Source organism: Alteromonas sp. 5NW40-0090 (assembly GCF_057552975.1).
Genome location: NZ_BAAJLT010000014.1, coordinates 54648 through 69422, shown reverse-complemented (window position 1 = coordinate 69422; position 14775 = coordinate 54648). Strand labels below are relative to the sequence as shown.

At 47.4% G+C, this 14775-nt stretch carries 9 protein-coding genes; 7 read left to right on the top strand and 2 right to left on the bottom strand.

What is annotated here, in order from left to right; genetic code table 11:
• Positions 1-26: 26 nt before the first annotated feature.
• Complete coding sequence (locus AC27KT_RS17020) at positions 27-941, bottom strand: LysR family transcriptional regulator (protein ID WP_487131933.1); 915 nt, start codon at positions 939-941, stop codon at positions 27-29.
• Positions 942-1063: 122 nt separating this feature from the next.
• Here AC27KT_RS17020 and AC27KT_RS17015 point away from each other — a divergent pair, with 122 nt between their 5' ends.
• The 5 genes from AC27KT_RS17015 (at position 1064) to AC27KT_RS16995 (ending at position 8974) form a co-directional block, all read left to right on the top strand.
• Positions 1064-2512 carry an NAD-dependent succinate-semialdehyde dehydrogenase gene (locus AC27KT_RS17015; RefSeq protein ID WP_487131931.1) on the top strand — a complete coding sequence of 483 codons (1449 nt, stop codon included), beginning with the start codon at positions 1064-1066 and terminating at the stop codon, positions 2510-2512.
• Positions 2513-2531: 19 nt separating this feature from the next.
• Positions 2532-3815: a 4-aminobutyrate--2-oxoglutarate transaminase gene (gabT, locus tag AC27KT_RS17010; protein WP_159580134.1), complete on the top strand. Its 1284-nt coding sequence runs from the start codon at positions 2532-2534 to the stop codon at positions 3813-3815.
• A gap of 188 nt (positions 3816-4003) precedes the next feature.
• Positions 4004-4882 (top strand): LysR substrate-binding domain-containing protein, encoded by an 879-nt coding sequence (locus AC27KT_RS17005; RefSeq protein ID WP_487131929.1) that lies wholly within the window; start codon positions 4004-4006, stop codon positions 4880-4882.
• A gap of 255 nt (positions 4883-5137) precedes the next feature.
• Positions 5138-7441 (top strand): TonB-dependent receptor, encoded by a 2304-nt coding sequence (locus AC27KT_RS17000; protein ID WP_487131928.1) that lies wholly within the window; start codon positions 5138-5140, stop codon positions 7439-7441.
• A gap of 108 nt (positions 7442-7549) precedes the next feature.
• Complete coding sequence (locus tag AC27KT_RS16995) at positions 7550-8974, top strand: APC family permease (RefSeq protein WP_487131926.1); 1425 nt, start codon at positions 7550-7552, stop codon at positions 8972-8974.
• A 233-nt stretch (positions 8975-9207) separates the two neighbouring features.
• Here the strand turns inward: AC27KT_RS16995 and AC27KT_RS16990 are convergent, their stop codons facing one another.
• Entirely contained in the window at positions 9208-10902 is a 1695-nt protein-coding gene (locus tag AC27KT_RS16990; protein WP_487131924.1) for an alkaline phosphatase D family protein, read from the bottom strand.
• A gap of 306 nt (positions 10903-11208) precedes the next feature.
• Here AC27KT_RS16990 and rnr point away from each other — a divergent pair, with 306 nt between their 5' ends.
• Together rnr and rlmB are read left to right on the top strand one after the other, a co-directional pair.
• On the top strand, positions 11209-13626 hold the full coding sequence (gene rnr, locus AC27KT_RS16985; RefSeq protein ID WP_487131922.1) for a ribonuclease R: 2418 nt from the start codon (positions 11209-11211) through the stop codon (positions 13624-13626).
• A complete protein-coding gene (gene rlmB / locus AC27KT_RS16980; RefSeq protein WP_136783359.1) occupies positions 13627-14367 on the top strand; it encodes a 23S rRNA (guanosine(2251)-2'-O)-methyltransferase RlmB in 741 nt (246 codons plus the stop codon).
• Positions 14368-14775: the final 408 nt, after the last annotated feature.

Below are 14775 nucleotides of genomic sequence, written 5' to 3'. Positions count from 1 at the left end.
AATGTAAGTGAACACAATTAATGACGTCAGTTATCCTGAAGCTCCTGCATAAACAAGTTCACTATACGTTGGTTAGCCAGTGGCTTTTTTCTGATGGCATGATAATCATTGGTGTAGCTTAACACGTCAGGTAGCAGCGGCTGCAGTTTATCGCTGTAGCCCAACATGGAAACAAAGTGCTCTGGCAGATAGCCTATGTACTTACCGGTTAACACTAGGGCAATGCGGGATTCCTGTTGGTGGGCCCGTGCAGTGATTGGCCAGTTTTGATGAATGTCACCAGGCTCGCGCCCCACCACCATACGGGGAGATTCAACAATCCCATAGGCGCGGACTTGCTCAACAGTTAACTTTGCGTGTTGATGTAACGGGTGGTGGCGCAACGCATATAAGTGCATGGTCTCACGAAACAACGGTGTTGCGTCTAACGCACTGTTTGAACGTGATAGCACCGTAATACCAATATCGGCTCGGCTCTGTAATACGGCTTCTTCCACTTCATCTGAGCCAATAGTCGACAGACTCAACGACACTTTAGGGGCTTTGTCGGAAAAAGACTCTAGTGCACGAACGATTGCCCCGTTATGGATCCCAGGAATATGCTCAGCCAATGCCAGATTTAAGCTGCCTAGAATTTGTTCGTGACTTTGGTTTACCACCTGTTTAAACGCTTCCATTGAGTTAAACAGGTTGCGGGTCGCGTTGTGCACCACTTCACCTTGCTCGGTCAAACGAAAACCGGAGCGCCCTCGTTCACACAGCTTCATGTCCAGACGCTTCTCTAAATTAGAGATGTGATTAGAGATAGTGGAATTTGCCAAGTTAAGCGTTAATTCAGCAGCGGTATACCCACCCGCTTCAACGACCGCTAAAAATATTCTTAGCTGTCGAATATCCAAATCAGTCAAATTTCCAGCCAGTATCGCTTTGTTTTTACCCATACATTTGCAAATTCAAAAGTGAATAATGATAAACAATTATATAAGCAAAAGTATCGTGGGGCTATGCTGCATTTAAAGTTTAACGCCGTGCCTCAGGCACCCTTGGTTTTAAGGATCTGATTATGCAACCCCACGCGTTACAAGCGCTCATTAAAAATGGCTCGTACATTAATGGTCAATGGCAAGCTAGCCAGCACACGTTTGATGTCAATAATCCGGCGACGGGTGAACTGGTGGCCTGTGTGGCAGATGCGACAAAAGACGATGCACTGGCGGCAATCGAAGCAGCAGATATAGCCTTTAAAAGCTGGTCAAAAACCACCGCGTCAGAACGCGCATCGCTATTAAGAAAGTGGTTCAACCTTATGATTGAGCATGCAGACACGCTGGGTCATTTGTTAACGCTTGAGCAGGGTAAGCCTGTGGCTGAGGCTATCGGCGAAATCAAATATGGTGCTGCGTATGTTGAGTGGTTTGCAGAGGAAGCTAAACGGGTCTACGGCGATACTATTCCGGGGCCGTCTCCAGATAAACGTGTCGTTGTTATCAAGCAGCCCGTGGGTGTTGTGACTGCGATCACACCTTGGAACTTTCCGAATGCCATGATCGCACGTAAAGCCGCCGCTGCACTTGCGGCAGGTTGTACTTTTGTGGTTCGCCCAGCCTCCGAAACTCCCTTGTCAGCACTGGCCATGGCCGAGCTGGCGGAGCAAGCCGGAATACCCGCAGGCGTGTTGAACATAGTCACAGGTACGCAGGCTTCCGATATCGGTAAGGTACTCACCCAGCATCCCCGCGTGGCGAAATTTACCTTCACGGGTTCAACCGGTGTAGGTAAGACCCTCATTGCTCAGTGCGCAGATGGCGTGAAAAAGGTGTCCATGGAGCTTGGCGGAAATGCGCCGTTTATCGTTTTTGACGATGCGGATATAGACGCCGCCGTAGACGGTGTCATCGTGTCGAAATACCGCAACGCCGGGCAGACATGTGTATGCACAAACCGCATTTACGTGCACGACAGTGTACATGACCAGTTTGTTGAAAAACTCATTGCCAAAGTCAGCGCGCTTAAAGTGGGCAACGGTCTGGATGAAGGGGTAAATATTGGCCCGCTTATCCATCAAAAAGCGGTGCAGGGCGTAAAGCGATTACTTGATGATTCAGTCGAGCAGGGCGCAAAAGTCGTGTTTGGCGGTGCGCCACAAAATGGCTCTAATTTCTTTGCTCCTACGGTTGTCACCGAGGTAACACAGCAAATGCCGCTGGCCGTAGATGAAATCTTTGGGCCAGTTTCAGCCATATTGCGATTCAACGAGGAAAGTGAAGTCATCGCCCAAGCGAATGACAGTGAGTATGGGCTTGCCGCGTATTTTTACAGCCGCGATATCGGCCGAGTGTGGCGTGTAGCCGAGCAGCTTGAATTTGGCATGGTTGGAATAAACGAAGGCGCTATTTCAAACGCTGCGGCGCCATTTGGCGGTGTTAAACAATCAGGCAATGGTCGTGAAGGCTCCAAGTATGGTTTGGAAGATTATCTAGAAATTAAATATTTGTGCATGGGCGGCATTTAAGCAGTTAGAGGGTAAAGCAATGAAAAATCAATCACTACAAGAAAGAAAAGTACAGGCGTTTGCCCGCGGTCAGGGCAATGCTTATCAAGTTTACGTTGAACGTGCACAAGGCTCGGAAATGTGGGATGTGGAAGGTAATCGATACATCGATTTCGGTACCGGCATCGCAGTGTGTAACACTGGGCACAGCCACCCAAAAATTGTTGAAGCTGTGAAAAAGCAGGTTGATAAGTTTAGTCATACCTGTGTCATGGTAAATCCGTATGAAGTGGCCGTTGAACTGGCTGAAAAACTTAACGCTGTTGCACCGGGCGATAGCGAAAAACGCGCAATTTTTGTGACCACAGGTGCTGAAGCCGTCGAAAACTGCGTGAAAATTGCACGTGCTCACACCGGACGCCGCGGTGTAATCGCGTTCAACGGTGGTTTTCATGGTCGTACTAATATGACGATGGGGTTAACCGGTAAAGTAACGCCGTATAAAAATTTATTTGGTCCTTTCCCGGGTGATATCTACCATGCGCCTTACCCTAATGCGCTGCATGGCGTCAGCGTTGAAGATGCGCTTAAAGGTATTGAAAACCTATTTAAAGCCACTATTCCCGCGCAGGATGTGGCCGCTATTATTCTAGAGCCGGTTCAAGGTGAAGGTGGGTTTTACGCAGCACCGGTTGAATTCATGCAAGCGCTTCGCACGCTGTGCGATGAGCACGGTATCGTATTGATCAGCGATGAAATTCAGTCTGGCTTTGCCCGTACAGGTAAAATGTTTGCCACTGAATATGCCGACATAGAGCCAGACCTCATCACCATGGCAAAAGGCATCGCGGGTGGTTTCCCGTTAGCTGCTGTCGTTGGCAAACAACATATTATGGATGCATCACACCCAGGTGGACTTGGCGGAACATACGGTGGCTCGCCGGTAAGCTGTGCGGCAGCGCTTGCGGTGCTAGATATTATTGAAGAAGAGCAGTTAATCAGCAGTGCAAACACCATTGGCGAAACCTTCTTGGCAAGATTGAACGAACTTAAGGCGCAATTTCCAGCGCTTATCAGTGAGGTTCGCGCCAAGGGAGCAATGATTGCATTAGAGCTTTGTGAAGATGGCGATGCAGACAAACCGAATACACACCTGACACAGCGGCTTATTGCCAATGCAGCAAAGCACGGCTTGGTGCTGCTTGCGTGTGGTTATTACGGTAATGTTATCCGCTTTTTGCCTGCGCTTACCATTACTTCCCAAGTGCTTGAAGAAGGTCTGGACAAGTTCACAACACTGTTTACCGAGCAGGCAAGCGTTTAAACGTTCCTGCAGTAAAAAGAACGCAAAACGTTGTAACTGCCAACCGGTTATAACAGGAGCCTTTTTCGCCTGATTTGCGCACTTCTCAATGTTGATGATAGTTTGCATGCTTGTTATTTTTTCTCACAAAATATAGTATTTTGTGAGAAAAATTCCATCGGCATAAATGACCAACAGCGAGAAGCAAAATGGACAGGCGGAAACTTCCTCTTTCGGCGTTAAGGGCGTTTGAAGCAGCAGCGCAAACCTTGCATTTGGGTAAGGCCGGTGAACAACTGGGCGTTACCCACGGTGCTATAAGTCATCAGATAAGAGCACTGGAAGAGCAGCTCGGCGTGGTCCTGTTTTCACGGGCCAATAATAGAATGGCGCTAACGGCTGCGGGTATCAGTCTGTATGACTCAGTACGCGACGGCTTTGATTTAATCGCTGACGGCGCGCGCCATCTAAGTCGCGATAAGATGAGCGGGACCTTGCATATAGCCTGTACTCAAACAATGGCGACATGCTGGGCAACCAAACACATTTGTGAGTTCAGCGAGCACTATCCTAACATCACCATTCAAGTGTCGGTCATCGACGCAATGCAAACTCAAGTACCCAAGGACATCGATATTGCGTTGTGCTACGGCAAACCTCAAGAAGATGAACGGCAGGTGAGCATGCTGGTCTCACCCCCGCTTTTTCCTGTGTGCAGCCCCACATTGCTCAATAAAATCGGTCACAATATCAGCGTTCAACGATTAGTCGAACACACCTTGATCCACGAAGGGCATGGTCAATGGCCTCGTTGGTTAGAGCAGTATAATGCGCGTCGCACCCCCGCTAATAATATCTATTTCTCTAATACTAGCCAGGCTATCGCCGCCGCTTCCCAGGGCTATGGCATCGCGTTGGCAAACAGTTTTGAAACCCTTGAGTTCATTAAAAATGGACAATTAGTTCAGTGTATGAACAAGCCGCTCGATGAGCCGCATAACTATTATATTTTGCGCCAACCTGATGCTTATCTTCCGCTTAAAGTGAGGTTGTTTGAAGAGTGGATCATGCGTGCGCTGCACAGCTGATCAGACCAAATTACCAATTGGAAATTTAAATAAGACGTGCACCTCCTGCTTTGTCTAAGTCTGTGAATTTAATTCACAGGGGTGGATAATTTTTATCCATTGTTTACTGCGAGTGGTAACGCTAGTTTGGATAGCGGGTAAACTATATCCGGAAAACAAAAACGAGCCACTTGATGCCCGTTACCGGATGCAAAAAATAATAATCGCCAGTTGCCCGAAAAATAAAAACAAGTGAATTGTTGGAGGAACCACATAATGAAAATGGGAAAACATGTTTTCTGGCGCACTGCGATTGCCTGTGGCGTAGCAATGGCAACAAGTAATAGCGCAATAGCACAGCAAGAATCAGAAGAAGAACCGTCTCGCGGGTTAGAAGTTATTCAAGTCACATCGCAAAAGCGTGTACAAAGCGTACAGGACGTGACTGTGGCTGTTACCGCCTTTGATCAAAAATCAATGGAAAAGCTGGGTATCCAAGAGCCAATTGATATTGCAGTTCATACCCCTAACTTAAATGTTAAAAATGTACTGAATAAATCAGCGCCCATCTTTACTATCCGCGGCATAGGTAATGCCGCGTTTACTTCAAATAGTGTTGCCCCAGTAGGTGTTTATGTTGACGAGTTGTTCCTGCCAACCAACACCATGATGAGCTTTTCTGTCTTTGACACTGAACGTGTAGAAGTACTTAAAGGGCCCCAAGGTACGCTTTTTGGGCGTAACACAACGGCAGGGGCAGTCAGTTTTACCACTGTAAGACCCGATCACGACGGTCGCGGTTATGCCAGAATTGGCGTGGGTAATTACGAATCGGCCGATGCTGAAATTGCTAAATCGTTTTCTTTAACCGGGGACGTTGCAGCACGAGTTTCTGCGAAGTGGCTCTATCAAGGTGAAGGAACATTCACCAATCGTCTGGATGACTCAAACCGAGATCTAGGAAGGGTAAATGCATTCGCAGTACGTACGGGTTTCTTATTTGATTTAGACAATGGAGAGCTATACGTCAATCTGCATGGCGGCCGCGACCGCAGCGAAAACGAGCCATGGGTAGGGATAGGGCGCAGCGCTCTCGATAACCCAACAGGCCCAGCACCAGAGTTGCCAGGCGTTAATGGGCAGCAGTATCGCAATAATTGTTTGAGTCGTGCAGATAATGACATCAACGCGTTCATTAACAACAGCAACTGTGTTAACCGTGTAGGTTACTACGACCCTTATACCGATGTGCGTGAAGGGGAATTCAGTCAAGAGCCGGTGATTGAAAGCGACAGTTTCGGCGCACTAGCTCATGCTACCCTTGACTTCGATGCATTCTCATTTGTTTCAATCACTGCATTTGAAACCCTTGATAAAACCACCGAAGAAGATTTTGACGGTAGCCCATTTCGCATAGGTGATACGTCATACAGCAATGATATTGATGTGTTTAGTCAAGAGCTTCGTCTCACATCTGCCCGTCCACTGGCCGGAAAAACGGACTGGATCACTGGTTTGATGTACTACCAAGATACCCAAGAAGTGTTCGACCTCTATGGTTACACTGACCGCGTAAATCACGATGTGCAGGTCGATTTTACCCAAGACACCACCAGTATTGCGGCTTACTTGCACACTGAAACTCAGCTGTCCGACAAGTGGAAGCTGATTGCAGGTGCGCGTATCACAAGAGATGAAATTTCGTTTGATGGTGGCACAACAGTCGTCAATTTAGATGATGATTTCACTGGCGATGTGACATTCTTTTCCGTAGACACGCCAATTCTTGTAGACGACGAAGAAATTAGTTCAACCGAGTTAACCTATAAGGTGGGTCTGGACTACGTGTTAAGCGATGATGTGTTGTTGTATGGTAACTTTAGTCACGGCTACAAAGCAGGCGTATGGAACGGCTTCTGGGCGGCAACGCAAGGCGATCACAGCTCTGCCGAGCCTGAATTTATTGATGCGGTTGAGTTTGGCGTTAAGTCCACGCTTCTGGACAATACCCTTCGATTAAATGCGGCAGTGTTTAACTACGACTATGACGATATGCAGTTATTCGCTGATTTACCTGACGGTCGCTACACCATTTTCAATGCTGGCTCAGCCAGTGTAAAAGGTGCTGAAATTGAAGCGAACTGGCTGCCTACGGATAATTTAGAGATTATCGCTGGCGCGGGTTATACCGATGCAAGTGTTGATGCGGAAGTTGGACTGTTGTCTTACTCCGACGCTACACCAGCAAACACGCCAGAGTTTACTTACAACGTCGTTGCCCGCTATTTTCATGACTTAAGCGGCGGGCTATATGGCTATGCGCAAGTTGACTACACCTATCAAGATGATGTTTTCTTTTCACTTGATAACTTAAAGGCAGTGAGTCAGGAAGCGTACGGGCTTACCGGTTTTAGGATTGGTGTGGAGTCAGATGAAGGGTGGGAAGCCAGCTTTTGGGTGAAAAACCTGACCGACGAAGAATACTTCACTGAAATTCTGACCTCTGGAAGTGCCGGTGTGTTGTCTGGGCAAGTAGGTAGTCCTCGCATGTTCGGATTGACGTTTAAAACAGAGATTTAATTTTCAATTTTACCAACGGTATTTCACAGGGCAAACCATCTTGTCGGTAACATGTATGGTTTGCTCTGTCCGCTAGGTAAAAGAATAAAAGCAGGGGGGTCGATTGCAATGACAATAAAAAACACTGCGCTTGATAAAGAACTCGGATTAAAAGATACATTGGCACTGGCATTTGGCTGCATGATTGGCTGGGGCTGGGTAGTGCTGGTTGGTGAATGGATCAGTGTGGCTGGCAGCATGGGCGCTATCGGCGGCTTCTTGGCCGCAGGTGCAATACTGGTTGTCATTGGGCTTTTGTACGCAGAGCTTGCTGCTGCCATGCCTATGGCTGGCGGGGCTCAAAATTACTGTATGCGTGCCTTTGGCCGTTGGCCTGCATTTATTTGCAGTTGGGCTTTGGTACTGGGCTATGTGTCAATTACGGTATTTGAAGCGGTGGCGTTGCCACAGGTAGCGGAATATTTCGTAGGACCATTAGACCAAGGCTACTTGTGGACCGTCGCCAATAACGATGTATATTTGACCTACGGCCTAATGGGTGCCGCTGGTGCCATCGTGATTGGTCTGCTAAATGTTCGTGGTGTGAAAACCGCAGCGCTATTTCAGACTCTCGTTACGCTGGTTATTTTAGCCGCCGGCGTTATGTTGTTTACCGGTGCTACCTTTGAGGGTAACGCCGATAACTTGTCTCCTTATTTTGTTAACAGTGTGACCGGCTCTATTGTCGCGGTTATGGTTATGGCGCCATTTCTGATGGGAGGCTTCGATGTTATTCCACAAGCTGCTTCCGAGATCAATTTGCCGGCAGCCAAACTGGGTAAACTTATTGTCGTCGCTGTGGTAGCGGGCGCCGCCTGGTACTGCGCGGTTATATTTTCCGTTTCAATGATATTTGACGGTAAGGGTTTGGCAGCGGCCAATCTCCCCGCTGTTGATGCAGCGGGCAAAGCGTGGGGGCAAATTGGCTGGCAAGTGCTGATCATCGGCGGGTTGGCAGGCATTCTCACCAGCTGGAACGGTTTTTTAGTTGGCGGAAGTCGCGCTGTCTATGCATTGGCAAGGGAAGGCATGTTGCCAGCATTCTTTGCACAGTTACACCCAAAGTATCGCACGCCAACTAACGCCATCTGGACAATTACTGCCCTTGGCTGCATCGGTCCTTTCTTTGGTAAGCAGCTTCTTATCTGGGTGTCTAATGCGGGTAGCCTCGGTTTTGTATTAGCGTATTTGTTTGTCGCGCTATCATTTATCAAACTTCGTAAGAGCGAGCCGAACATGCCACGCCCTTACAAAGTACCTTACGGTATGTTTTTTGGTGTTGTTGGTCTGCTCGGTGCGTTAGGCATGACATGCTTATACTTGCCCGGCAGTAACGGTGCTTTGCTGTGGCCAAACGAGTGGCTCATTGCCGGATTGTGGTTTGCTTTTGGCTTTGCGGCATTTATCTATGCCAGTAAAAAAAGTGCCCTACAGCGAGCAATCAGTCAGAAAACATCTACGGGAGCGCGCCAGAGCAAACGCGTCAGCGCCTAAATTTTTGTCCCCTGGTAAGCAAAAAGCCTGGCTCAGTCCAGGCTTTTTTATCTATGCGGACGGGTATAATGTTTCCGTTTTACATCTTAATGCGGTGCTCGTTTAAATGAAGAGACATCCACATTGAACAAGCATAGGAACGCACGAACAGCCAGAGCCGCTAGACTTAAGATTCTTTTAATAAATCACGTGTATAGACTAGAGCCTATACACGCTTACAAGTTTGTCGAACGCTATGCCTTAATCTCGAAGCTATGCGTGCTAACCACTTTTCCAGCCTTGGTTAAAATCGCATCCACATAATGCCAAGTGGCTGTTGCGCTGTCTTCACTAACCGTCAATGTCATAAAACCGCGCTGGTGAAGGTTACAGTACTGCAAATCTTCAATAAGAAGTGGAAGGTCATCGGCAAGCGTTTCTGCCATTTCACCATTCATGCTTAAGTAATGTTCCATACCGGGTGACGTTACGCCTGGTGTGGCAAGTTCAACACCCACTTCTGTGCCATCTTTCAGGGTTAATTTGTTATGCCATGCGTTATGTGTATCACCTGCAAGGGCAATAACTGGCTTGCCGATAGATTTTAGCTGCATCAGCACCTGTTCCCGTTCAATAGGGTAGCCGTCCCATGCGTCTAGGTTATATGGCATTACGGTATTAATAAGCGCAAGCTCTTGTTCACTGAGTGCGCCACCTTGCTTTTGTTTGCGTTTGATATTCGCAAGTTTGTGTACATGGACAGGAATTGCTTTTCGTTCAACGCCGTTAAATATCGATACAGGGAAAAGCATGCGCCCTATTAATAGTTGCTGCCCTAACACCTGCCATTTAGCTTGGCTTTGCTGCATAGACGAATGTAGCCATTTGCGTTGGGTTTCACCTAAAAGCCCACGACTAGGCTCACTGATATCTTTCATAAAGCCAGCTTGGTCAAACGCTTTTGTTTCAGGATCGCGATAGTCGCCGTATTCAAGCTGTTTGTCGCGGGCAAGAACGCGGGTGTCGAGCATGTATAAGTCAAGAAGCTTACCAAAAGTAAACTGGCGATAAATCTCTAAACGCTCAGTGCCAAAGGGCGGGCGTATAGGTAACCACTCATAATAAGCTTGCACGGCCGCAGCACGACGTTCATAAAAATCGCCTTCATCCGCTTGGTGATTTTCCGCGCCATCTTTGTAAGTGTCGTTAGTAATTTCATGATCATCCCACACCACAATAAACGGTTTGTTTTGATGTAATGCCAACAAGCCTTCATCCGTGCGATACAGCGCATAGCGATTGCGATAGTCGGTTAGCGTATAAAGCTCGGTGTCGTTATCAGGCGCGTAGGTTCGGCCAATCTCTTTCGCATGCTCTGTTGCATAACCCTTTCCATCGTACTCATAAATGTAGTCACCAAGGTGCAATACATAATCGATGTTGTCGTTTTTCGCTGCCTCCATGTATGGCGTGAAAAAGCCAGCAGGGTAGTTAGAGCAGGAAAATATGCCGAACGTAACGTCAGACACATCGGCTTCAGGCAGCGTGCGGGTTTCACCCACGGGGCTGGTATTGTTGGCACTTTTAAAACGGTAAAAATAACGTTTAGCCGGACTAAGGCCAGTTACGTCTACCTTTACGGTAAAATCATGAGTGGCTTTCGCATCAACAATGCCGCTACTTACCACGTTGACAAAATCAGCATCGCTTGCCATTTCCCATAAAATATTGGCTTTGGCTAGGCCGGAGCCTGGGGTTGGCACGGCGCGCGTCCAAATAATCACGGCGTCTTTTAATGGGTCTCCACTGGCCACACCATGGGTAAAGGTTGCGTTGGTTTGTGGTTGGCTGTTTGCTGAAGTGCTAACGGTACAGCCCGCTAGCCCTGTAGACACTGCCATACTCGCACCTGCGAATGACGACAGCCTAATAAACGATCTTCTATCCATATGCCTGCTCTTTATAGGTTTGTAAGGTAACTGGTGATGTCATTGTTTTGTTGAACGCTCATGCAACAAAAACGAAAACCCATTTTTATACTGAGTGTTTGTGACATACAGATGTCAGGCTGAGAATCCATAATAACAGTCAATGTTTTACTGCAAATACTGTTATACTGTGCAGCAAATAACCACATGAACCAAAAATGGTTCGTGTGTCTAAACAATCATATTTATGTTTTCTACAGGGCTTTGAAGAACTAAGCAACAAACGAAAACACGTTGAACAAAATACGAAAGGTAAATTTAAAATACATGAGTGATGATCCGCATTATCAGCGCGAGAAAGAGAAGTACGAAAATCCGGTAGCCAGCCGCGAATATTTAATGAGTTTATTAAAAGAGCACGACAAGCCGTTGTCGTTTCTTGATATCTGTAACTTGGTGAACGCCTTCGACGAAGAAGCGCGAATTGGAATTCAGCGCCGACTACGTGCCATGGAGCGCGAAGGTCAGGTGCAATTTACCAAGCAGAAAAAATACATTCTCCAAAACCGTGATGAACTCATTAAAGGCAGAATTATTGGTCACCGAGATGGCTACGGCTTTTTGCGTCCTGAAGATAAAAGCGGTGATTTATTTATCAGTGCTGGGCAAATGAACCTGTTCCTTCACGACGATGTGGTAGAAGCCCGCATTAGCGGAACCGATCGCCGTGGAAGAAAAGAAGCGTTTGTTACGCAAGTCATTGAGCCACGCAGCGAGCCGATTGTTGGCCGCTACTTTGTTGAACAAGGTTTTGGCATGGTTGTGCCAGATGACAGCCGGTTGCAGCACGAAATTGTCATTCCACCAGAAAGCACACACGGTGCTCGAATGGGGCAGGTGGTTGTGGTAGAGCTTACCCAGCGTCCACGCCGTAAAATGAGTCCGGTGGGCAAGATTGTTGAAGTACTTGGTGAGCATATGGCGCCAGGTATGGAAATAGAAATGGCACTTCGCACGTTTGATATTCCGCACCAGTGGCCAAATGGCGTAACCAAGCAAGTGGAAAAGCTTACCGATCAGGTGCCTGATGAAGCCAAAGAGGGCCGCATCGACTTGCGCCAACTTCCGCTGGTAACCATTGATGGTGAAGACGCTCGCGACTTCGATGACGCGGTATATTGCGAACCGCTTGACGACGGCGGCTGGCAGCTGTGGGTAGCCATAGCCGATGTAAGTCACTACGTAAGAACAGGCTCAGCCCTAGACGATGAAGCACAGCAGCGCGGTAACTCGGTGTATTTCCCCGACCAAGTTATTCCTATGTTGCCAGAAGTCCTTTCAAACGGCTTGTGTTCACTAAACCCTGAAGTCGACCGACTTTGCATGGTGTGTGAAATGACCATCAGCGCGAATGGTAAATTAGAAGAATTCCAGTTTTACGAAGCGGTAATGAATTCACATGCACGTCTAACCTACACCAAAGTTTGGAATATCCTGCAAGGTGATAAAGAACTTCATCAGCGTTACGAGCCTCATGTACCTCATTTACGTAATCTTCACGACTTGTACCGTGCGCTCAAAAAAGCCCGTGCCAAGCGTGGGGCGATTGAGTTTGAAACCCAAGAAGTCAAATTTGTATTCAACGCCCAGCGCAAGATTGAAAATATTGTGCCGCTGGTGCGTAACGACGCACACAAGCTTATTGAAGAGTGCATGATCATGGCAAACGTGAGTGCGGCTCTTATGCTTGAAAAGCATGAGGCGCCTGCGCTATACCGTGTGCACGACAAACCAGACGCCGACAGGCTTACCGCATTTACCAGTTACTTAAGTGAAATTGGTATCCCTCACGCCATTGTAGAAGATGCAGAGCCCGCTGCATTTACCGATGTGGTACTTAAAACCCGCGGTCGGGTAGACGAAGAGCTTATTCAAACCATGCTGCTGCGCTCAATGAAGCAAGCGGTTTACGACGGTGACAACGTAGGTCACTTTGGTTTGGCGCTAGAAGCTTACGCGCACTTCACGTCACCTATCCGTCGCTATCCAGACTTGGTCGTTCACCGTGCGCTAAAAGGCATTATTGCCAAGCAGCAAGGCAAGAAAGCGGTGAGTGGCGCGAAAAATTACACTGTTGAAGAAATTGAACAGTTAGGCGAACAGTGTTCAATGACAGAGCGCCGCGCCGATGATGCCACCCGTGACGTGGCTGACTGGCTTAAGTGCGAGTTTATGCTTGACCACGTCGGCGACACGTTTGAAGGTGTGGTTAGTTCGGTGACTAACTTTGGATTATTTGTTCGCCTTACCGAATACCACATCGACGGCTTGGTACATATAACATCGCTAGATGATGACTATTATCACTATGACGATGTAAAACAGGCATTGGTAGGCGAGTCGGGTCATCGACAGTTTAGACTGGGCGATACGGTAGAAGTGACCGTTGCGGCCGTAAACCTTGATGAAAGAAAGATTGATTTATTACTCGATAAGTCTATGCTGCGCGGCACCAAGGGCAAGAAGGTAAAAGTGAAGACTGCTAAGAAGGCTTCAGGAACTCCGACTCGCTTTGATAACAAACCACGCACTGACAAAAACTCGCGTTCTGATAAGAAAGGGAGTAAAGGCAAAGGTGGCTCAAGCTCGTCTAGTCGTAGTGGTGGAAAATCGTCAAGTCGCGGCAGCGCAAAAGGCGGTAGCAGCGGCAAAACACTGTCATTGAATAAAAGAGGTAAGCGTTAAATGGCGCAGCAAGAATGGTTATACGGTTTACATGCCATGCAGTCGGTACTTGAAAAAGAGCCCGAGCGTGTAATGGAAGTGTTAGTGTTAAAAGGTCGCAATGACGAGCGCCTAACCAACATTGTTAACCAAGCACGTCGTTTCGGTATTTCAGTACAGTTTTGTCAGCGCAAAGCACTCGATGACAAAGTGAGCGGTGAGCAACACCAAGGCGTGGTAGCAAGAGCGAAACCCGCTCGGGTGCTAGATGAAGCCGATTTGGACAAAATATTAGAAAGCGAAGCGCAGCCTCTAATTTTGGTGCTAGACGGTGTGACCGACCCGCATAATCTAGGGGCGTGTTTGCGTACTGCGGATGGAGCAGGGGTGCACGCGGTAGTAGTGCCGAAGGATAAATCAGCAAGCTTAAACGGCACAGTAAGAAAGGTGGCCTGTGGTGCAGCTGAAGTGGTTCCACTTATTCAAATCACTAACCTGGCCAGAACCTTGAAGCATCTCCAAGATAAAGGCCTTTGGATTGTCGGTACAGCCGGTGAAACTGATAAAACCCTTTATGATGTAGACCTGAAAGGCCCAACTGCATTAGTAATGGGAGCTGAAGGTAAGGGCATGCGCAGGCTTACCAAAGAAACGTGTGATGAGTTGGTGAAGCTCCCTATGGCTGGCAGCGTGACAAGTTTAAACGTGTCGGTTGCTACAGGTGTATGTTTGTACGAAATTGTAAGGCAGCGCGGACTATAACGTAGCCATTAACGCTAAGAATTTCTCAACGTCAATTCAATAGTATTTTGATAAAGCGTGTGATCCGAGAGGGTCACACGCTTTTTTTAGCTAAATTTATAAGTGTTTTAACATTTTGTTACACTTGAAAATGTAAGATAAATGTTAATTATAAAATTTTATTCCTAATATGAATGGGCTCGTAGAACACATTTGGCGCGCTTTTCATGGAGTGTGGTGTTTTTAAAAGTATTTTTAATGGTATAAAAAATACTTACCAGGGTTAAGGCAACATACTCAACTACTTGATTAGCCGCCTAATATGAGCTCTGTAGCTAACCTCTTTATTCTTGGTTATCTACAAACCTGACAAACGGGTAGGTCGTTGCAACGCAGTTGCGTCGGTTGTCATGGATGAGCTTTTCGTAT